The organism is Bacillus sp. P14.5 (assembly GCF_003316765.1).
Classification (GTDB): Bacteria; Bacillota; Bacilli; order Bacillales; family Bacillaceae_B; genus Rossellomorea.
In genome coordinates this window covers 99,560-120,876 of record NZ_NIJF01000116.1, presented here as the reverse complement: position 1 = coordinate 120,876, position 21,317 = coordinate 99,560, and the positions used below count along the sequence as shown (strand labels likewise).

Annotated in this window: 19 protein-coding genes, 1 pseudogene and 1 riboswitch; of the genes and pseudogenes, 10 read left to right on the top strand and 10 right to left on the bottom strand. The window is 42.9% G+C overall.

From position 1 onward, the window contains the following. Positions 1-86 precede the first annotated feature (86 nt). From B9Z54_RS23045 to B9Z54_RS23025, 6 genes and pseudogenes are all read right to left on the bottom strand, one after another. Positions 87-968 carry a carbohydrate ABC transporter permease gene (locus B9Z54_RS23045; protein ID WP_113930674.1) on the bottom strand — a complete coding sequence of 294 codons (882 nt, stop codon included), beginning with the start codon at positions 966-968 and terminating at the stop codon, positions 87-89. Between the two features lie 62 nt (positions 969-1,030). Further along, positions 1,031-2,250 (bottom strand): annotated as a pseudogene (locus B9Z54_RS23040) (ABC transporter substrate-binding protein). Between the two features lie 503 nt (positions 2,251-2,753). Beyond that, positions 2,754-2,888 (bottom strand): hypothetical protein, encoded by a 135-nt coding sequence (locus B9Z54_RS26300; protein ID WP_262371085.1) that lies wholly within the window; start codon positions 2,886-2,888, stop codon positions 2,754-2,756. 274 nt (positions 2,889-3,162) lie between these two features. After that, positions 3,163-3,639 carry a hypothetical protein gene (locus B9Z54_RS23035; protein WP_113930673.1) on the bottom strand — a complete coding sequence of 159 codons (477 nt, stop codon included), beginning with the start codon at positions 3,637-3,639 and terminating at the stop codon, positions 3,163-3,165. 199 nt (positions 3,640-3,838) lie between these two features. Then, positions 3,839-4,540 carry a class D sortase gene (locus B9Z54_RS23030; RefSeq protein WP_113930672.1) on the bottom strand — a complete coding sequence of 234 codons (702 nt, stop codon included), beginning with the start codon at positions 4,538-4,540 and terminating at the stop codon, positions 3,839-3,841. Between the two features lie 52 nt (positions 4,541-4,592). Next, the gene (locus B9Z54_RS23025) at positions 4,593-6,908 is read right to left on the bottom strand and encodes an LPXTG cell wall anchor domain-containing protein (protein WP_113930671.1); all 2,316 of its coding nucleotides are present in this window, start codon (positions 6,906-6,908) and stop codon (positions 4,593-4,595) included. Positions 6,909-7,435: 527 nt separating this feature from the next. On the opposite strand from B9Z54_RS23025, the gene B9Z54_RS25085 reads away from it, so the two are divergent. The 4 genes from B9Z54_RS25085 to B9Z54_RS26565 all read left to right on the top strand — a co-directional run bounded on the left by B9Z54_RS25085 (position 7,436) and on the right by B9Z54_RS26565 (position 10,782). Next, the gene (locus tag B9Z54_RS25085) at positions 7,436-7,585 is read left to right on the top strand and encodes a hypothetical protein (protein WP_162785337.1); all 150 of its coding nucleotides are present in this window, start codon (positions 7,436-7,438) and stop codon (positions 7,583-7,585) included. A gap of 256 nt (positions 7,586-7,841) precedes the next feature. Further along, positions 7,842-8,762, top strand: a complete 921-nt coding sequence (murB, locus tag B9Z54_RS23020; RefSeq protein ID WP_113930670.1) for a UDP-N-acetylmuramate dehydrogenase — start codon at positions 7,842-7,844, stop codon at positions 8,760-8,762. Between the two features lie 344 nt (positions 8,763-9,106). Then, positions 9,107-10,228 carry a beta/alpha barrel domain-containing protein gene (locus tag B9Z54_RS26570; RefSeq protein WP_345840761.1) on the top strand — a complete coding sequence of 374 codons (1,122 nt, stop codon included), beginning with the start codon at positions 9,107-9,109 and terminating at the stop codon, positions 10,226-10,228. Continuing rightward, positions 10,225-10,782 (top strand): hypothetical protein, encoded by a 558-nt coding sequence (locus tag B9Z54_RS26565; RefSeq protein WP_345840760.1) that lies wholly within the window; start codon positions 10,225-10,227, stop codon positions 10,780-10,782. The genes B9Z54_RS26570 and B9Z54_RS26565 overlap by 4 nt, the downstream gene beginning before the upstream one ends. Before the next feature lie 822 nt (positions 10,783-11,604). Here B9Z54_RS26565 and B9Z54_RS23010 read toward each other — a convergent pair. Next, positions 11,605-12,513, bottom strand: coding sequence for an acetamidase/formamidase family protein (locus B9Z54_RS23010; RefSeq protein WP_113930669.1), 909 nt, complete (start codon positions 12,511-12,513; stop codon positions 11,605-11,607). A 96-nt stretch (positions 12,514-12,609) separates the two neighbouring features. On the opposite strand from B9Z54_RS23010, the gene B9Z54_RS23005 reads away from it, so the two are divergent. Further along, complete coding sequence (locus B9Z54_RS23005; RefSeq protein WP_113930668.1) at positions 12,610-13,347, top strand: plasmid pRiA4b ORF-3 family protein; 738 nt, start codon at positions 12,610-12,612, stop codon at positions 13,345-13,347. A gap of 102 nt (positions 13,348-13,449) precedes the next feature. Continuing rightward, positions 13,450-13,650, top strand: coding sequence for a hypothetical protein (locus B9Z54_RS23000; protein ID WP_113930667.1), 201 nt, complete (start codon positions 13,450-13,452; stop codon positions 13,648-13,650). A 37-nt stretch (positions 13,651-13,687) separates the two neighbouring features. Here the strand turns inward: B9Z54_RS23000 and B9Z54_RS22995 are convergent, their stop codons facing one another. Beyond that, positions 13,688-14,503, bottom strand: a complete 816-nt coding sequence (locus tag B9Z54_RS22995; protein ID WP_113930666.1) for a GGDEF domain-containing protein — start codon at positions 14,501-14,503, stop codon at positions 13,688-13,690. 7 nt (positions 14,504-14,510) lie between these two features. Then, a complete protein-coding gene (locus B9Z54_RS22990) occupies positions 14,511-14,729 on the bottom strand; it encodes a hypothetical protein (protein WP_113930665.1) in 219 nt (72 codons plus the stop codon). Between the two features lie 71 nt (positions 14,730-14,800). Then, positions 14,801-14,887: riboswitch (cyclic di-GMP riboswitch) on the bottom strand. Between the two features lie 276 nt (positions 14,888-15,163). Here B9Z54_RS22990 and trhO point away from each other — a divergent pair. The 4 genes from trhO to B9Z54_RS22965 all read left to right on the top strand — a co-directional run bounded on the left by trhO (position 15,164) and on the right by B9Z54_RS22965 (position 19,998). Next, on the top strand, positions 15,164-16,138 hold the full coding sequence (trhO, locus tag B9Z54_RS22985) for an oxygen-dependent tRNA uridine(34) hydroxylase TrhO (protein WP_113930664.1): 975 nt from the start codon (positions 15,164-15,166) through the stop codon (positions 16,136-16,138). Between the two features lie 672 nt (positions 16,139-16,810). Beyond that, complete coding sequence (locus B9Z54_RS22975; RefSeq protein WP_113930662.1) at positions 16,811-17,674, top strand: glycoside hydrolase family 16 protein; 864 nt, start codon at positions 16,811-16,813, stop codon at positions 17,672-17,674. Positions 17,675-17,689: 15 nt separating this feature from the next. Continuing rightward, the gene (locus B9Z54_RS22970) at positions 17,690-19,039 is read left to right on the top strand and encodes a glycosyltransferase family 2 protein (RefSeq protein WP_113930661.1); all 1,350 of its coding nucleotides are present in this window, start codon (positions 17,690-17,692) and stop codon (positions 19,037-19,039) included. After that, complete coding sequence (locus tag B9Z54_RS22965) at positions 19,036-19,998, top strand: polysaccharide deacetylase family protein (protein WP_113930660.1); 963 nt, start codon at positions 19,036-19,038, stop codon at positions 19,996-19,998. Before B9Z54_RS22970 ends, B9Z54_RS22965 begins: the two co-directional genes overlap by 4 nt. A 448-nt stretch (positions 19,999-20,446) precedes the next feature. Here B9Z54_RS22965 and B9Z54_RS22960 read toward each other — a convergent pair whose 3' ends face one another. Next, positions 20,447-21,253, bottom strand: a complete 807-nt coding sequence (locus B9Z54_RS22960) for an RDD family protein (protein ID WP_113930834.1) — start codon at positions 21,251-21,253, stop codon at positions 20,447-20,449. Positions 21,254-21,317: the final 64 nt, after the last annotated feature.

Below are 21,317 nucleotides of genomic sequence, written 5' to 3'. Positions count from 1 at the left end.
TTTTACTGGAAAATTTCCGGTTAATTATGGCGATGTCCTAGGAAAATCATATTTAACAGCAACAAAGTTCACGAAAACATTCTCTATCAGGTTGCTGCCCGGTCGGAACGGAGCACTTTAAATTGAACAATTGTAATGATGGCAATGAGTATCATAAAAATGACAGACTCTGCTGAAGCATACCCGAATTTAAAGCTGCGGAATGCTGTGGAATAAATTAAGGTTGCCAGGATTTCAGTGGAGTAGTTTGGGCCTCCCCTGGTCATGGCGAAAATCAGGTCGAACGCCTTAAAGGACTGGATCGTCGTATAAGCGACCACGATGGTTGCAGCAGGCGCGACCAGCGGCCACGTTACAAAGCGGAATCGCTGCCACTTGGAAGCTCCCTCAATTTTAGCCACTTCATATAAATCATTCGGAATATTCTGAAGTCCCGCAACAAAGATAATCAGCATCTGCCCGGTATGCATCCAAACCTGGACCACTGCAATCGAGAAAATTGCGATATCCTGGTCACCCAGCCAATTGCGGGTCAATGACTCGAGATTGAACCTTTCAAGCAGTGTATTTAGTATCCCGAGGTTCGGATCATACACAAAGGACCAAATGAATGCGACCGATACGGATGACAAGATGGTCGGGAAGAAATACAGTGCTCTCAAGAAGACATTGGTTCTGGTATTTTTGACGAGATACAGAGCAAACACAAGCGAGAATAACGTTTGGAAAATGACGACGAATAGCATGAACTTTATGTTATTGCCAAGGGCTTTGACAAATATTGAATCGTTGGTAAAAATGTTTATGTAGTTTTCTGCACCGACAAAGTTGTAATCCGGCGTCAACCCATCCCAGTCAGTGAAAGAGTAGAAAAGCGCACTGAACGTCGGGTAAATAAAAAAGATTGAATAAAGTATGAGGCCCGGCAAAACAAACAGGTACAGGGCTTTATTTTTCTTGAGATCCATTGAACCCCCTCCTAATTCAATAGGAAGAGAGAGAGTCTCCCCCCTCTCTCCCCAACAAGATATTATTGCATCTTCTGGTTAACGATTTCCTGTGCTGACTGTGCTGCAGCTTCCGGGTCTTCCCCGCTCAGGACATTCTGAATGGAAGCAATGACCGCTTTTTCCACATCTGCATCAGGAATCAGGTAACGAGGCTGGAAGCGTGTATTTTTTCCATCCATTCCTCCGTTGCCTTAAGTGAGTCAGATTCATAATTCAGTTCCGGGATTGTAAGGGCTTGGCCTGTCTCGTTTGCATAAAACTCTGCATTTTCAGGTTGCGACAGGAAGTCGATGAACATTTTTGCTTCTTCTTTGTTCTGCGATTTGCTGTTCACGGCAAGCATGAAGGTTGTCGTGTGGATGCCTTCAAATTCCGCTTCACTAGCAGGTACTGTGATTGGAGCCAGAAGCCCCAGTTCCATTTCAGGGTTCAGTTCCTTGATATTTGCCATGGCATAAGAGCCGGATGCCAGCATCGCCGCTTCTTCCTGTGCGACCTGCGCGATGGCCCCTTCATGTTTCATGCCAAGCGCATCCTCGCCGATATATCCTTTATCCATGAGTTCCTTGAATTGAGCCAGTGTATCGACCCACCAGTCATCGGTCAATTCTGTTTCCCCATTCATCATTTCACCGAAGACTCCTTCAGGTGCATTGTTCATCATCATCGGATTCATCATTTGTCCAGGACCGATATCAGCTCCCGGAAATGCGATAGGAGTGTAACCGTTATCTTTCAGCGTCTGGCATAGCTCCAGGAAACCTTCCCAATCTTCTGCAGGCTCTAAGCCAAGCTCATCGAAAAGTGTCTTATTATAGACGGGCTGGTTATAGACGAGCTGCAGCGGAAGCGCCAGCTGTTCTCCATCTGATTGGCCTGCTTCAATTAAACTTTCATTGAAATTGCCGACAAGATCCTCACCGGATAGGTCCTCAAACAAGCCGGCTTCTTTTATGATTTCAAACTGCGATCCTGGAAATGCTGTAAAAACGTCCCCTGTTGAACCGTCCCGCAGCAATGTTTGAGCTGTGGATTGGTACTGTTCAGACGGATAGACCGTCATTTCGACACTGATATCCGGATTTTCCTCTTCAAAACGGCTGATCAATTCATCAAAGGCATCTGAATCTTCCCCACGCCAATGAATAAAGCTGATTTCCTTGTCTCCGCTGTCCGATCCAGATCCGCTCTCAGAAGACGAGCATCCCGCAAGAAAGCTGGACACCAGCAGAATAAACATCAGAAGCAATGATAATGGTTTTCTCATTTTGACATCCCCTTTGTTTATGTTTATTTAAGATGGGTATTAATACTGTAAGTGGTTATAGAAAAGTAGAATTTAAGATTCCTGGAAGTATGTATTCTGAGGTGTAAAATGACTGAGCATTCAGTCAGCGAGCAGGACAATCCCCCCTTTTTAAAATTCAATACGACAAGATAATCATTTTTTCTATGTATTTCCTGCTATGTACGGAAATTTCCATAAAGCACTCCACTCAACTCTTGCCGTTCCCTTAATTAGTGAATTACCCTTTTCCTTCCACTCCAAAACATGAATTTTCAAAAAAGTTAAATATATGACAAATTTTTCAATGAATCAATCTAAAACGATAACTTTTTTCGACATGATTAAAGATCCGCTCACTCCTAAATTGAAGAGGGTTCGATAGCTGCCGCTTGGAAAATTAAACAAAAAAAGAACCAGTCCGGTTTTGGGCTGGTTTTTCTTAGTTTGGTTAATGATTATTTCTTTTTTAAGCCCATGGGTGATGGTTTGCTGCGATATACACGATTGGCTGACAAATCCTCGCCGGTCTTTTCAACTCGCTTGGCGTCCTGTTCAAACATTTCGCGCGCTTTCATGAACAACATTGTCACAGTCTCTCACCCTCCTATTAAAAAGTTAGTTTCTAGTTACCCGGACACAGAGTTTTAAAACCTTATTTTAATTATTTTTTTATTAAGGCTCTTTTCGCTTCGTTGTTTTTCATATTATTTTGGTAGGGTAACGCCATAATTCACCTTGAATGTTCTGGTAAGCAAGATAGAAAAGAGCTGCTCACTCCGATTAGAGAGAGTACCTTGGTATTTGGGGAAAAATCAACTACTATGAGGTTTTTTGAAAGCAGCAATTTATTAATCAAACGTTTGATTAATAATCGTAATCCCAGAGCACCTTCCACTCCCCTTTTTCCAAGACGGCATAGCACTTTTGCCCGATTTCCAAGACACCGAACTGGCTGTTGTAAGTCATCGTGACTTCAGCTGCAGTAACATCTTTAAATACTGGACCGTCTTTGGCCATTTGCCATTCCTTCAATTTCTTCATTTCACCGATGTCCACCCGGAACGTTTCCACCCCCATATGGCCAAGGAAAACATGGTTTTTCGTCTGGATATAGGCAGACTTCTTAAACCGCTTCTTCATTTCCGAGTGAAACAGGTCCCACGCCTTTCCAAAATCTGCTTCCTGTTCAGCTTCATAGAACTCCTCGATTGCATCTTCCGGAGAACCTGCAGAAGCTGCCCCGCCCCCACAAGAGCGCAGAGAAAATAGCATAATTAGTACTAAAAGCACGAGCCCAGCCATTAATGGCAATGAAGAACTGCTCCTTCTTCTTCTTCGCATGACAGCCTCCTTAATGAGTGCCTTGTTTTATTTTTATGACGAACCCTCAAAGGATATGATTGGGTGACGCCCCGAGATTTGTCGATTAATCGTTACCTGCGCAATTGGGATGAAAATAAAGAAAACCCGGGGCGTGACAGTCACGCCCCGGGTTTTGTCGAACAAAATAAAAAGCAGCATTCCGGTTGGAAGCTGCATTTCAAATCATTTCTGCTTTTATAATGAGTCTGTTTACCGGGTTTTCCGGGGTATCACAGGTGATGAGTGTCAATGTTTCATTACTAGTGTGATTAAGCACAGATAAATCTTCAGGTTTTACGATCTTAGTTTCAGTTACTTTGTAAGTATAGCTTCCATCCCTGGTCTTTACTGTAATGGTATCTCCCTCACTGATTTCATTCAACCGGTTGAACATCTTTCCATATTCCCGGCTCCTGTGTGCCGCAATTGCGCTGTTGCCTTTCTGTCCAGGCAGCACGGTTCCGGATAAATGACCTGCACCGTATTTTAAGTGATACTGTGAGGCACTCTCCAAAATAGGGAGTTTTACATTAATCTTGTCAATGGTGATAATGCCGAGCATGCTTTCACCTAAAGGCTGATTATTTTCTTCATCCTCATCCGTATTTTGCCGGGTTTCTTCTATAGAAGTAGTTTCCGAAGCTTCCACTGTTCTCTCAGCTGGGTTAAAGATTGAATCCAGATTGATATAGCTGTTTTTCGCTGCATCTTCATTGGAACTTTTAGAGTTTGCTGGAGTGCTTTCAGAGCTGTTCGTTTGATTTTCCCATTCCTCTATCAGGTTGTTTTGCTTCTGGGCACTATAGAGATCCGCCGCTTTTGGGTATACCATGACACCAAGCCCGATAAAGATTAGTAAGAACGCAATTACTTTTTTCATAGTTCACCTCATGAATAGAACAGGAGAGGAAAAGTCCCCTCCTGTTACCTGCTTATTCTTCAGTCAAGTTTTTCTTTTTTAGCGTGAATACACCCAGAGTTGTAATGAACAATCCGATCAGGTAGAACAGCATATTGCTGTTTTCCCCAGTGTAAGGAAGGACCCCGCTCTTTTTCATGTGTTCATCCGAGTCAGTGTCCTCAGTCATTGTTTCATCTGTGTCTGTGTCGGCATCTACATCTGTATCTGCATCCACATCAGAGTCTACATCTGTATCCGCATCAACATTAAAATCTGTGTCAACTGTTACTTCTCCATCCACAATAGTGATTTCTTCTTCATCGAACTCGATCGTGTAGGTTTCTCCATCAATGACAACTTCTACATGAAGCATATCTTCCCAGGCAAGTTCTAAATCTTCCAAATCAAGCATCAGCATGCCCTCAACAATTTCCAGCTCCAAACGTTCATGGTCACCATAAACAAGGAAGGCGCTGTCGATTGTTCCAGTGAAGCCCAGAAGGTTGATTTTAATCCACGTAAGAAAATCAATTTCTGTTTCTTCTTCTGGAGCTTCCGTCCAGTCAATCAGTTCTTCTGGAATGGTTACCGAAAGATCTCCTTCATCTGAAAGCTCATAGTTCCAGTCTTCAAGATTGATTAAGCATTCTTTCCCGTCGATCATCAACCAAAGGGCAGTAACATTTTGCAGATAAAACACTCCATCTTCGAATAGGAACTCCCAATCCTTTGATAGATCAAGGTCGACAAAGGTTCCGTCTGCCAGTACGAGTTTTGCCTCTTCAATATGGAGTCCTTCAGGAAGATCCAAGTCAAGCTTTGTTACTGTGTCAAAGAAGACATCCAAGCCAAGGTTGATGTTCAGTACCCCATCAACATCATCCGCTTCAGTGATATCGCATTTGTAAACTTCACCATTAATCGTCAGCCAAAGAGCTGAGATATCACCAAGATAAACATCTTTCAGTACAAAACTTAATCCATTTGAAATATCTAAATCAATGGTCTTTTCATCTTGTAACACTAGTTTAGCCTCTTCAATTTCGATTCCCTCAGGCAATGTCAAATTCAGCTCTGTTACTTCATGAAACTCTAAGTCATCCATATCAATGTCAATAGTAAGCACACCATCTACAAGAGTAGTATCTTTCAAATCAACAGTGCATTCTTTTCCATCGATCATCAGCCATAGTGCTTTCAAATGCTCGATTTCAATGTGGCCTTCACTCAATAAAACATATAATTCTTCATGAGATTGAAGTTCTACTTCTGATCCGTCCACAAGGATTAATTTCAATTCTTGCAGGTCCAGTCCTTCTGGAAGGCTAAGGTCTATCTTAGTGACGACATTGGACATAATTCCAAGAGCTTCTTCATCTACTACAATCTCTAAGACGCCACTCTCTGCTTGAACACCACTTAGGTCGATAAGATATTCTTCACTGTCAATTACCAACCATAAAGCAACTACACTGTCTGCATCCACTGCAATGTCACCTACGATTGCATAGTTTGACTGGGGGTCAAGTTCGACTGACGAACCGTCGTTAAGCTTCAATTTCGCTGCTTCAACTTCAAGGTCGACCTGAAGATCCACATTGACTTCAGTTAGAAGGTTTGAAGGGGTTTCATCGAACGATACGTTACCATCCAGCCATAGGTATATAAAACTTTTTACTTCTTCGAAAAATTCCGAGAATAATAGTTTGTGTGTTTCACCCTCTACAGTGATTTGTATCCCGCTGATTTCCGGTAATTCAGTGTAATCAAAGTTACACCAATACCCTGCACTATATTCTAAATTAATCGTGGTTCCATCTGCTTTTAGAAGGGCAATTGCCTCGATGTCACCATATAGAAGGGCTTTTACGAATGAAAGATCTGTATCCATTTCAGCTGTTTCAGGATCTACAGTATCCGTAACTTCGCCGCTGACATCAGTGTCCGCATTCTCTTCATCAACTGGTGTTTCTTCACTGGACGCTTCTTCATCTGGTCCAGCTTCATTTTCAGTTTCAGCCTGCTCTTCTTCTGTTTCAGTGACTGCCTCTTCACTTTCTTCGGATTGAGGTGCGGTTTCTTCCGCTTCAGCTTCATTCTCTTCTGCAGAAGATTCAGGTGTTTCCTCACTCTCTTCTACTTGAGATTCCTCTTGGCTAGTAGAATCTGAAGCTGTTTCTTCAGCGTTTTCATTTTCCAGCACCTGCTCCACTGCTTCTTCAATTTGTTCTTTGGCAGCCGTATCTGCATCTCCATCATAGGTAGCACTGGCCGGCAATGCCCCAAAACTAAACATTACTAAGGAGGTGCTGAGTGTAATCGGTACAATCTTTGATCTGTGCTTCATAGAGTCATCCTCTTTTCTTTTAAAATAGTAATAATAATTTTCAATTTCATAAGTCGATTCGCTTGCTTGATTACAAGGTGATATTTACATAGTGCATTTTCTTGAGCATTTCATAACCCAGTTATAAAATCGAAATTCGAAAAGCTTATTAACCTCCCTTTCTGCAGTTTTTCGCAAGCTGCAAACCCTTTCAAAAGTAATAACACTCATGTTCCGCAAATCTCAGCTAGTTATGTACGAGTATGTAATTTACTATTTTAACCAATCGAGTAAGCAACTTACACTAGAGGAATTACCCGGCATTGCAACTCGTAAACCAAAAGTCCTTGAAAAAATATGTTTTTCTTCTCTATTAAGCACAAATCTCCAATATAACAGCCTTTTCTCCCCCATAAAATAAAAATACCCCCTACTTTATACATGACCCCCTTCCAAAAGAAAAATTTATTAAACTTTAAGACCAGATGGTTTAACCCTCTGTCTAAAGGTGAAAATATACAAAAAACCTCACAGGGAGGTACACCGTTGTGAAAACCATAACCCAAATCCGCTCTTTCTGGCATAACTTCCTGCTTGGCTACAACAAGACTATTTTGAAGGGCTGTCTGGACGAGGAAATGAAAGCAAAAATAAAGAACAAAATTGAATATCACAGGCTGAAAGTCATAGGAGATTAATATTCCTTCACCGCTTTAAAGCACGAATCGGGACAGTCGCTTTTCGTGCTTTAAAGCGGTGATAAATGCGTGGTATTACATAAGAACATATATCCATTTCAAATCTTCCCAGGATGTATTAAGATGGAACAAGCAAGAGCCCTGCTGAAATTTCCTGGTCTCAAAACGTTTAACTTTAGGCGGGATTAGGCATATAATGAGAGAAGCAAGTCATATACCTACAGGGGAAATAAAACTTGAAATGGGAATGATGTAAATGATCGATAACAAGAAGATACATGATAAATTATTGCAAGTTGTGAAAACCGAAAATATTAAAGTAGATGAAATGCTTAGAGACCACTTATATACAAAACTTGGCGGAAAAGCGGATTTCTTCATCACACCCACGACGTATGAAGAGATTCAAAATGTCGTGAAGCTGTCTAATGAAGAAAATATTCCATTCACCCTGCTTGGGAATGGATCTAATCTGATCATTAAAGACGGCGGTATCCGCGGAATCGTCATCAACCTGAAGCACCTTGATGACATTTCAACCGACGGGGAGGTTCTTGTTGCTCAAAGCGGCGCACGCATTATCGATGCTTCCCGCAGGGCACTCGCTGAAAGCTTATCTGGTCTGGAGTTTGCCTGCGGAATTCCAGGGACAGTCGGCGGTGCTCTTTACATGAACGCTGGTGCCTACGGCGGTGAAATCAAAGATGTCCTTGATTATGCCTATGTCGTGGATAAAGAAGGAAACCTTGTGAAGCGCCTGGCGTCCGAGCTTGACCTCGATTACAGAACAAGCAACATCCCTGACAACGGTGATATTGTGCTGGAGGCTACTTTTAAGCTGAAGCCTGCCGAGTACCAGGAAATTAAAGCCGTAATGGATGACCTTACCTATAAGCGCGAATCCAAACAGCCGCTTGAGTTTCCTTCTTGCGGATCTGTGTTCAAGCGTCCGCCAGGGTACTTTGCCGGAAAGCTTATTCAGGACAGCCAGCTGCAGGGAACAAATATCGGTGGAGCTGAGGTTTCCACCAAGCACGCAGGGTTTATTGTCAATAAAGACAATGCGACAGCAAGAGACTATATCTCGTTGATTGAACACGTTCAGAAAACAGTAAAAGAAAAATTTGATGTTGAGCTTGAGCGTGAAGTCAGAATTATTGGCGAGGATTTGGAATAAGGACGAGAGACCGCGTATCCGCTGGGTGCGCGGTTTTCTTATGAAAATATATATTCCAGGGGCAGATGAAGATACACAGGCTCACTTAAAGGACTTCCGCATTCCATTAGTGAAAATTCTTTAGACCTCTTTAAAACTACCTAACCCATAAAAAGATTGGCTGCGCTGCTTTTCTCCACTATTTTAAAAATCCAATCATATCCTCCTGTCAAAATGGTAAACTATCAATGACAACACATAGATTGCGAGGTACTTCGATGCCTGATTGGTCCTATCATGTTATTTTCAAACCTATTTTAAATAAATTGTCACCTGTGGCTTCACGGGAATTCATTCATAAGGGGATGAACCGAATTGCTTCTCTCCCCCTGGGCTTTCATATAATAAACTTTTTAGGCCGGGAAGAAAGTTCCCCTTCGCTGTCACGGTTCATAGATGGAATTTCCTTTTCAAATCCTGTGGGGCTTTCCGGGAAGGTGGATCCCGAGCTTTCCGGAACCAGAGCTTTTACCAATTTAGGGTTCGGCTTTCTGGAGATTGGGCCTGTCTCGCTCACTAGAATGAAGTCTCTAAGCGCACCTGCAGTGGACAATGATCAACTTTTTATACAATTTCCTGAAGATGAATCTGCAGGAGTGGATTCTGTAAAGGAGAAACTAAAAAATATAAAGAAGAAACAACCGATTTTTATCAGGCTGGCAGGAAGTTCCCGGGAAAACCAAACTATGATAGACCAGCTGGCAGAAGCTGCGGATGGTTTTATTGTAGAAGATTCATATACGGACCTTGCGACCAAAAAACCAATGTATCTCTCTACCTCTGATCCTAGCATGGTGGATTTTGTAAAAATACAGCACTACTCAGGGATCGTTCTGGAGCTGAATGAGAAGTTCAGCAATGAGAGTATTTTGATGGTGAAAGAATTGCGGGAAAGAGGATACTCCAACACCATTATCACCTCAGGTTCTGTGACGGAACCCGAAGATGCACTGCAGCTGTTGGATGCTGGTGCCAATTTGGTAATGCTGTCTGGAGGGTATGTCTTTTCTGGTCCCGGTTTGACAAAGCGGATAAAAGAAGCTCTGGTTTCAAGAGAGCAGCCAGCCCCTCCGCCACAAGGCTGGTATGCCTATTGGCTTTTCGGTCTATTCATTTTTCTCGGCGGGATGCTTGCCCTGTTGTTCAGTCTCACCTCAATTCTATTGCCTTACGACGAGCTGTTTTTGGGTGTGAACCGGGAAGACATCTGGGCATACAACGAGCGAATCATGTTATTCATGGCACACGATCGGATGACCCTTGCAGGGACGATGATTTCCGGTGGGATTGTTTATATGAATCTGGCAAAGCATGGAGTGAAAAAACAGTTAAAGTGGGCGAAGCAGGCCATTGATGCTGCTGCCATCCTTGGTTTTCTGGGGATTTTTCGTTTATCGGCTTTGGTTATTTTGATTGGCTGCATTTGATTTTTTGGCTGGTGCTGCTGCCCTTTTATATTTATGGTTTTATCAAAACCAGAGGGATATCCGGGACGCCTTCTTCAAGCAACCGGAGAAATCATTCTGTTTGGAAGAGGTCTCTCTTTGGCCAGTTTTTATTTGTTCTTCTGGGTTTTTCTTTTGTTACCGGGGGAATCGTCATTTCCATTTTTGGTGTCACCTCCGTTTTTGTTCCGACCGATCTTCTCTATTTATGTATGACACCTGAACAGCTGGAAAGTTTCAATAGCAGGCTTATTCCGGTCATCGCTCATGACCGTGCTGGTTTTGGAAGTGCCTTATTGAGTGTTGGACTTCTGGTTCTTCTGCTTGCTTTGTGGGGCTTCCAGCAGGGAAATAAGTGGATGTGGCGGACGTTTCTTTTTGGCGGAATGCCCGCATTCATCACAGGAATTTATGTTCATTTTGCAATTGGGTATACCAGTTTCATCCACTTGCTTCCTGCTTATTTTGCGATTGTGCTGTATCTTGGCGGGCTGGTGATGACTTATCGGTTTTTTCATAAGGATAAGGATGTTTAGAGGTATTCGTGTTTACTAGCCTACCGTTGTGATACCTGTGGCAGCAGTAATAAAGGGAAGAAACTATTTTTAGTTTCATCCCTTTATTATATTGTAGGGTTTTGGGAGGGGTTTTTATTGAGTTGGGGGCGATTGGGTTAGATGTAGGGTGATCAGCACTGATGGGTGGCGGATACTGAGGTTTACCTCGGACAGGAGCAGGGCATTGGGGGGGTGAGCTTGACCGAGGCTGGGGATCCTCGGTCAAAAACAGGCCACCACCAGCTTAAAATGGCGTAAGCCTTCTTGATCAGGCATGAGGCCTAAGTCCACACCTATAAACAACTTTCTCATTTCTCCGGACACATCAATAAAATTTTATAAGTTTTTTCTCCATAAGATTTTACCTTAAATCCCCACAATAAATTACATGAATCGTTTAATTCATCCACCTCAATTTTTCAAAAAACGACCCTCTCTCCTAATCCCCGCCACCCCGCCCTTTCCTCGACATATTTCCCCGGAAATTGTAGGAATTTTTGTTGTTTATACCATGTTTAATCACGGGTATTAATCTTATAAATCAAAAACTAGGCCAAAAGCAAGGCAGTTCTTCATCAAGAAATCCATAAATACTACTAAAAGTAAAGGAGCGGTTCTTATGAAGATTAAAGTGAAAAGCTGGAGAATGCTGACTCTGCAGGATAAAATGTTCATTTTGAAAGCGATCAGCCAGCGCTCAATGTTGAAAAAGAGTGCCTAAGGAAACCACTTTTACAACCATGGTCATTGGCCGGCCTAGTTATACTTTCTCAATCCCCTTCGACCTTCTCGCACCGACTATTATTTCATCATGAAATCAGGCTTCCCTATTTTCTCCAGGAGATATCGCGGAACGAAAAACCTTGCTGTCATAAGCGGATCCACAATTTGTGAAATCTGCGATTGTCCAGCTGCGCTGAACAGCATTGTCAATTCACTAAGAGTGAGGTCTGTTTGCGGTAAGAGAGTATCGATCATGATTTCGACTCCACTCCTGGCTGCTTCATCCACCGTTTCCTTGGAGACGATCACTGCTAACCCTTCATCATTCTCCACGAAGGGATAAGGTATTGAACTGCCTTTCAGAACCTCTACAGACACAGTCACTTTACCGGCAATCTCGATGCCAGAAACACTGACTTCCCCATCTCCCATTGCCGCGTGAAGATCCCCTAATCCAAACAGCGCTCCTTCCTGGAACACAGGCAGGTAGAGTGTGCTTCCCTCAGCAATTAATTTTGTATCCATGTTCCCCCCATGTGCGCCCGGGGTACCGTTGGATATCTCTCCTTCTGCAGGTGCCACCCCTATCACACCGATCATCGGATTAAGAGGAATTCTAATTTCATCGTTAAATACAGCCTCATTCCCTTCAATAGGTACCACCTTCACTCTCGACTCTTCAATTCTGTGCCCCATGACTCCAAGTCCGGGTTCAACCATCATTACGCCTCTATCACCGAGTTCGATCCTATCGATTTTAACTTTTAAAATATCACCAGGCTTTGCTCCCTCTACATAGACAGCTCCTGTTGCCGGATTCACCTGATTCCAGTCTAGTTTCTTCAGTTCTGTTTCTTCCGAAGTGATTTGATCTTTAAAACAGTCATAGGTTTCGATTGTAAAGGTAGTTCCGGATGATACTTTTTCGGTAATCTTATTTTCTTTGCTGAAAGAATAAAAGAAGTTTTCTTTTTGGATAGTGGTCAATGAAATCCCTTCTTTCTGAATTTTCTTTTACTTTACTATATTTCTTTTATAATTGCCTATAATAAGTTTTATTAAGTAATAAAGGAGGTTTTCCTAATGGACCTTAAGAACATTCTTAATGAAGTTGCCGAACGCATTAAGAAATCTGATGAATATAAACAGCTGGATAAAGAAGAGCAGCAGCGCTTTGAACAGATGGTCAGTGCTGATTCTCTCAGTCTGCTGCCTGTTGGTGGTGGTCCCTCGGTCGATTACTCAGCACCGACAAAAGGACATGCTCTTCAATTAAAAGTTTCCCTTAAGGGAGCGAAACCTCCCATTTGGAGAAGGCTGCTTGTTTCCGATACCCTTACTCTTCACCAGCTTCATGAAGTCATTCAAGCTGCTATGGGATGGACCAACTTTCATCTTTATGAATTTCAAAAAGGCAATGTCTATTTTGAGAAAATCGAAGAGGAAGAAGAGTCGAGCATGTCGAAATTCAATGAAATCTACGATTCCAAGGAAGCATTAGTGGGAAATGCACTTGTGAAAGAGGGCCAAAAGCTGGCATATACCTATGATTTCAAGAACAATTGGGAGCACACGATTCTATTAGAGAAAATCGAGGATAAGGAAGTTGACGGTCCGATCTGTCTAAAAGGGCGTCGAGCCACTCCTCCTGAAGCAGTTGGGGGCGTGGATAACTATATGCATGCTTTAAAGCTTTTGGAAGATGGGGCTGCTGCAGGTGAGGAAGATGACTTCTACAGAGACTTGCTTCAAGGAGAGGATGCCGGGCATTTTGACCTTCAGAAAACAAACGATGAACTGAGAAGGTTAGATTTTAAGTGATTTTCCTTGTAATACCAGCGAAGATCTTCCTTTCAGAACGTTTATTCAAAGCTTCAGCGGGAAAGTAACCATTGACTATAGGTTTTGAAAGGAGAAACGACATTGAAAAATTTTCGTGTGGAATTCCATTTCGATAATGAAAACACGGTCACCTTTTTTATAGAAGAAAGAACGGAAGCAACGGTGCTCCATAAGGTTTTTGGAAACAACTCTAGTTATTTTGATTTCAAGGAGAATAATGTGCTGTACCGCATTGTTTTGGATAAGGTAACGCACGTCGCGGTTAAAGAGCATTCAGAATAAGAAAAAGCAGTTGGGTTTATACGCCCGACTGCTTTTTTTACTGCTGTTTTTTCATGACAACCTGATCCCTGCCATTATTTTTTGCCTCATATAAAGCTTTATCTGCCCTGTTTAACAGGCTGTCCAGCGTGTCGCCCGCCTGCAATTCGGCGACTCCGAAACTGGCCGTCAATCCATTGATTCTTTTATAATCTTGACGTGATATATGCTTCCTGATTTTTTCGGCGAGGTGCTTGGCGTCTTCAATGCCTTTCCTTTTTAAAACCAGCATGAATTCTTCTCCGCCCCAGCGTCCCAGCAAATCTCCTTTATCGAGAACCTCTAAGGTTTTAAAAGTAAATTCTTTCAATACTGTATCTCCCGCAGTGTGTCCATAAGAATCATTGATTTGTTTAAAGTGATCGATATCCATGTAGATAATCGAAAGCTTTTGCTTTTTTTCCAACCCTTTGATCAGTTCTTTATCAATTCTTCTCCTATTTGGGAGACCCGTTAAGTAGTCTGTGTTGGCCATTTCCTCGAGCACCTCGGCTTTGATGTAGCTTTGCTTGACGGTGTGAAGGAAGAACAAGGTGACAAGGAAAACAAGATTGGCGAAAAAATAGTGAATGAGTATGAATGCAGCCGGCGTTCCCATCAGGTCGGGGAATCTGTAAATCCCTACTCCGAGGAACCAGATATACGTAAAAGCTGTCACGATGAAGGCCCACCTGATGTTTAGGAGAAAGAACAGGAACATATAAAACATCGGCATCCAAAAGGTAAAGGTTCCCAGGGACATCGTTTGCTCCAGTTCATAGGTGACCACGTATGTGAATTTAACCGCGCTCACCAGACAGACCGCAATGATCATAAACTTTTCAACGGCTTCGCTCCAATCCTTTTTGAAAAAAGAACGAGGATGGAAATAAAAACAGCACAATGAGGGTTGGCATGATGATCATGTTGATAGGGTCCTCTTCTGGCTTCTGGGCCTCTTCATACCAGCCTAACCCGGCCACCAAAAGAAAAACCGGCAGCAAAACAGCATAAAATCGATATTTTAATTTCTGAAGCGACAACGGCAGTGCGTTTGCCATGGCTTTTCTCTCCCTAGCTCTTCTATTAAAGGCAAAATAAAAACGCACTCGAAAAGGGCGCGCAGTAAGTGTTGTGCAACTGGCTGGCATATCCATGGCGGATTATAGCCCCTGTAGTTTTGCGTCCCAGCCTTTCGACTGATTTGCCCATTATTCATTTCAGTTAGTTCTTATTACCTATATTTTACACTTGACTATTGCTGAATACAAGCCTTAAGTGAGTATTATTGCACATTAAAGCACTGAAAGTGACAGTCCCTTTTATTACTTTAACGTACTAAACACCTCTTCTTCTCTATTTTTAATAGGTTGTACATACAATGTTAAAATTTCCACTAATATTTTTTACGTTTTTTGCTATAATAGAAAATCGTAAGAGAAATGGCATATTGCATTTATATCTTGCAAATATAAATCGATAGGTGGAATTGAATATGAGCGAAACAAAACCTTACAGAGTCCTTCTGTACTACAACTATGTAACAATTGAGGATCCTGAGGCATACACCAAGTATCACAAGAAACGTTGTGAAGAAATGGGCCTTAAAGGCAGAATACTGATCGCTTCTGAAGGAATCAACGGAACCGTTTCCGGTACAGTTGAAGCGACAGATCAATATATGGAAATGATGAAAAACGATCATCGCTTCCATGATACAATTTTCAAAATTGACGAAACAGAAGAACATGCTTTCAAGAAGCTGAAAGTAAAGTACCGCCAAGAATTGGTGACTCTTCGCCTTGAAGACGATGTTAACCCTCATGAAATCACTGGTGAATACTTGACCCCTAAGGATTTCTATGAGCAGATCCAACGTGAAGATACAATCTTGCTTGATGCAAGAAACGATTATGAATATGACTTGGGACATTTCAGAGGAGCAATCAGACCGGATATCGAGAACTTCCGTGATCTTCCTGACTGGGTCCGTGATAATAAAGAAATGCTGGAAGGCAAAAAAGTCATCACTTACTGCACAGGCGGCATCCGCTGCGAAAAATTCTCAGGCTGGTTGAAGCGTGAAGGATTTGAAGATGTAGCCCAGCTGCACGGCGGAATCGTGACATACGGTTATGACCCTGAGGTTCAAGGTGACCTGTGGGACGGTCAGTTGTATGTATTTGATGAAAGAATCGCTGTGCCGGTAAACCGCAAAGAACATGTGGTTGTCGGTAAAGATTACTATACAGGTGAGCCTTGTGAGCGATATGTGAACTGCGCATACCCTCCTTGTAACAAGAAAATTCTTTGCTCTGAAGAAAACGAGCATAAATATATGAGAAGCTGCTCTCACGAATGCCGTACTCATGAAGAGAACCGCTATGTGATGGAACACAACCTCTCACAAGAAGAAATAGCAGAAAGACTGAAACGAATTGAAGAAGAAGATCATGCGGTGAACGCATAATCTCTTATATGATAAAGCTTGAGGGCCATGGCTCTCAAGCTTTTTTTAATATGCCCGCTTTCGCAAACATTGCGGCTTTTCTTAATCGTAATGGATTTCCGCTCCAGGCGCGCGACTCCGCGGGGCGGGCGGTGAGCCTCCTCGGCTTCGCCTGTGGGGTCTCACCTGTCCCGCTAGTCCCGCAGGAGGTCGCACGCCTTCCGCTCCAATCCTTCTACGAACTAGAGAGATGAGGGTAAACTAGCATTCAAAAGCAACAATCATTTAGTAAAGAGCCATCTATATTAATGTACTTACAAGTCAGCCTTTTAGTCTTTAAAGGAATTTTTCATCCATTAGGTTTAGCAGCTAGCCACCCGGGTAATTCCATTATAACGAACAAATTCAGCAACTTGAGTCTGTGTGATTCATTCGACATAATGGCTCAAATACTTTAGAATACATAGAGAAATTTTTGAAACTTTATGAGTATATTTGTAGACAGAGATAGTATCATCTGCTAAACTCGTCTTTACATCGTTCTTATTAAAGAACAACAGTCCCTTGGCAACTCAAAGGGAAATTTTTTCGGCAGATTTGTTCTTAATGAAGAACCAAATCTATTTTATACATGGTTTATTTTTTTGAACTTATCGTTCTTAATAAAGAATCACTTTGGGAGGTAATACGAATATGAGAAGCCTAAGTGTGATATTGGCAATAGGAATCCTGCTCTCCGGCTGCAGTGAACAACAAGAATTTTTCACTGACCTCACCCAAACTTCACAGCCTACTGCCAAAGCGGAAGAATTGGAAAAGCCGCAACCAAAAAACCTCAAAGAAGAGTGGGAGGAAAAAGAGACGAAGATCGATGGCTGGACGCTTGTCTGGCATGATGAGTTTTCTGACACTGACTCCCTTGCCAACTGGAATGCACAGGATTGGCCGTCAGATAAAAATGACGAATTACAATACTACTCCCCATCCAATGTGGAAGTGATGGATGGCCACCTGAAAATTGAAAGCAAGAAAGAAACCTACAGAGGCCGCGATTACACATCCGGTGCCGTCACAACAGAAAATAAATTTCAATTCCGGTATGGAATGGTTGAAATCAGAGCCAAGCTCCCTGAGGGTAAGGGAATGTTCCCCGCTTTCTGGATGGTCCCCAGTGAAGAAGATTGGCTGCCGGAAATCAATATCATGGACTTTTTAGGACAGAAGCCTAACGAATACTTCCAAGTCGTTCATTGGGAAGACGAGAATGGCGAGCGGCAGAGAGACTACTCCCACTATATCAGTGAGCAGCTTGATTTCACCGAAGAATTTCATGATTACGGTTTGATCTGGGAACCGGGAAAATTAACCTGGACACTGGACGGAAATGTTGTGTTTCAATCTGAGGAGCACTCCCCCGATGTCCCGATGTATCTTTATATGAATACAGCGATTGGCGGAGAATGGCCTGGAGATCCCCATCCAGATGAGGAGTACCCGAAAGAAATGCTGATCGACCATGTGCGCGTCTACCAGCAGCAGGTTTTTCAGAAGCAATAGTAAGGAGGAAAAACAATGACCATGATTTACCTCACGTTTGCCGTGTTTTTATCTTTTGTCTTATTTCAAACTCTATATGTCCTGATCCCTCTTTTCAAAGATGAAAATAAACATAAGAACAAGATCACGAAGATGCACAGTTTTTCTGTCATTGTCCCTGCTTATAATGAGGAAAAAGTCATTGAGAACTGCATCCAGGGATTCAACCGTGTCGCCTATGAGGACGCAGAACTCCTCATCGTCAATGACGGCTCGAAGGACCGGACGCTGGATGTTTTAAATGAGGCTCTTCTGTTAAAACCAGTAAGCCGCATGGTCGACACCCGCCTGAAGCATGAAAGAGTCACCGCTTTTTATCAATCGCAGAAGTATCCCTCCATCTTTGTCATCAACAAAAAAAATGGCGGAAAAGCCGATTCCCTTAATGCCGGCATTAATTTCAGCGAAAAAGAACTTGTCATTACGCTTGATGCCGACAGCATTTTAGAAAGAAATTCCCTGAACGAAATGAACTCCGCATTCCAAAGGAAGAACGTCATTGCCTGCGGCGGAAATGTTTTGATTTCACAAGCCTTTAACGGCTCCCTGGAAAATTTGAAGCCCACTCTTAAAGTGAACAATGTGATAAAATTTCAGTTCCTTCAGTATCTGTCTTCATTCTACTTACATAAAAGAGCACAGGCAGCAATGAATTCAATCACCGTCATTGCCGGTGCCTTCGGTGCCTTCAGAAGGGAAACTCTCTTTGGTATAAAAGGCTTCAGGAAGACGGTCGGGGAAGATATGGATATCACCCTCAAACTTCATAAATGGATTAAAGAACGCGGCAGCAAGGAGAGCATCATTTTTGTTCCAGCAGCCCTCTGCTACACAGAATGCCCTAGCACACTGAAAAACATGTTCAAACAGAGAGTCCGCTGGCAGAAGGCATTCATTGACTGCCTGATTTATTACCGGAAGGATTATTTCCGAAATCTGCCCAAAACATTCTCGGTGTTCTTTCTGGTCGATCAGTTTACGATCGGGACACTCAGTGCGTTCCCGGTACTGCTTACTCCACTGATGCTGTATATGAACGGCGGCCAGCTCACGTTGCTTCTGATGCTGATGTCGGGCGCTTTCCTGCTGTTTATTTATCAAAGTGTAACAACCATGTTCGTCAGCTACCTGCATGGCTTGAGATTTTCAAAGAATGACCTGGTGAGGTTTCTGCTCTTCCTGCCGATTGACATCATCTTGTTCAGGATGCTGATCAACCTGTCGTTCGTTGTGTACGGAACCTTGTCATACTTTCACAGCCCCCACGCCTGGGACAAGCTGGAACGATCCGGAAAAATTGCTTGGAAAGGAGTCGAAAGAGCATGAAGAACATCTTTGGAAAAACAGCTTTTGCCGTCGGTTTTTTCACCTTGTTAAGCATCATCGCCGTCGGATTCAGCCTTACTATCGAAGAATATTCCCTGCTGGCGGAGGAACATGACGGGGTGCTTCCTGCTGAAGAACAGGTGGAAATGGAAGCTTGCGTGAGAGGCTCCGAAATGGAGATTCGAGAATTTGAGGCAGAGGGAAATGCAGCGGACTCCATCCCAATCCTGACGTATCACCGCATACTGGGCAAAGAGGATTTAAAGAAAGTCCACTATATCAATGGAGAAGTCAACTCAATGATTGTATATTCGGAGGAATTTGCGAAACACATGGAGTACCTCCATGAGAATGGCTATGAAACTCTGACGCTAAAAGAACTCCACGCTTTTTTAAAAGGAGAGATTGACATTCCGGAAAAAAGTGTGGTCCTCACCTTTGACGACGGGTTCAAAGACAACTACGAGGAAGCCTACCCGATTCTGAAGAAATACGGATTCAATGCCACGAATTTCATCGTGACGGGAGCGATTACAAACAAAAGATACTCCTTCTCTCCAAAGCTTTCACAGTACCTCAGCAAAAAGGAAATGGAGAAAAGCTGCGATGTGTTTGATTATCAGAGCCACACTTACAACTACCATAAAAGGGACAAGGACAAACCGGTGGACGCGTGGGGAAATCATCCTTCCTACCTTGTGGCGAAACCTCAAGATGAAATCTATAATGATATCAAAACCAGTATGCAGCACCTGAACGGAGAAAACCTTGGTTTCGCCTATCCGTATGGCGAATACTCACCTGATACCATCAGCGTCTTGAAAGAGCTTGGCTTCAAGATGGCATTCACGGTCGTTGATGAAGCCGCCACAAGAGATCATCATCTGTATGAAATTCCGAGATACCAAATCTATCATAATGTCGACTTTGAAACTTTTAAATACTACGTTGAGCAATAGCCTTGAAGACTAGCTCGACAGGCAAATCGTTTAAAGAGCAGAAAAGGGGATGTCTTTCCCTTTTCTGCTCTTTAAGTTGCTGTTACTTCAGTCGGGAGGGGCGTATTTTCGTTGAGATATGTAGGATGTTTTGGTTACTTCGGTCTCGACGGGCGCATTTTCACCAAGATATGTATGAAGTACGTACTGCTTCGGTCGGGAGGAACCACCTTTCCACAAAGATATGGATGAAGTTGGGGTGGCTTCGGTCGGGAGAGACAAATTTCAGCTGAGATATGTATGAAGATGGGGCTGCTTCGGTCGCGAGGAGCCCATTTTCTTCAGTTACATATTATGGATCTGGCCGCTTCGCACTCATGAGCTGGATTTCCATCTGTTTTGTTAGTACTATAAATCACAAAAGCCCCAAGAGGAACCAACCCTCTTGAGGCTTTAAAGTGATAAATGATCAAAGTTCAAATTCCCACTCTTCTTTAATGTTGAGGTAGATGACCAGGAGGATGTTTTCCAGCTCCTCTTCCGTATGCCTGTCCATTTCCATCCCGATTTTAGGGAGGATGATGCCGGAGACTTGCTTTGTCAGAATCAGCCTTTGGTTCTCTTCGACGCCCCTGAAACGTTGGATATAGGTTTTCAAGAGCTTCCACTCTTTCGCCTTCAGCGTCTTCAAGGCTCCTTCTTCAAAGCTGAAGCTGTCCCGGCTTAAGCCTCTTGAAGAGGCGACTTTCTCAATCGGCGTCTTTTTATTCGATTTTTTCTTTCTCTCGTGTACGACCACTGTTCCGGCGGTCAAGTCGCCCAGGCGCTTGTGTTTTCCATGAAAGAAAATCATCAGCATGCCGACAATATAATAGAACGGCAGCATATCAATCACCCGCAAGAGATTGCGGATAAAGCTCGATAGTAGTGTGATGCTCTGGCCGTTATCCTGGATAACGCGAATTCCGATGATCGATTTTCCAAGTGTCTTTCCCCCTGAAAAAAATTCATAAGCGAAAAAGTACCCCCAGTTGATGACGAACAATGCGATAACTGCAATGGCAATCGCCCCGGAACTGAACGGTGATTCTTCAAAAAAGAAAAAACCGCTTTGGATATCCATAAATAACACAAGACCGATGATAACGGAAAAATTGATCAGGGAGAGGAGCAGCTGATCGATCAGGAATGCTGCTGCCCTGCTTCCGAGCCCTGCCGTCTGGAATTGCAGCGACACATATTCGGGAGTTTTTATATCAACCTGTTCTTCTTGCATTTCTGATTCCTCATTTCCTGAATTTTGTACTATAATAGGGATGACGGAACCATCCAAAAATTGT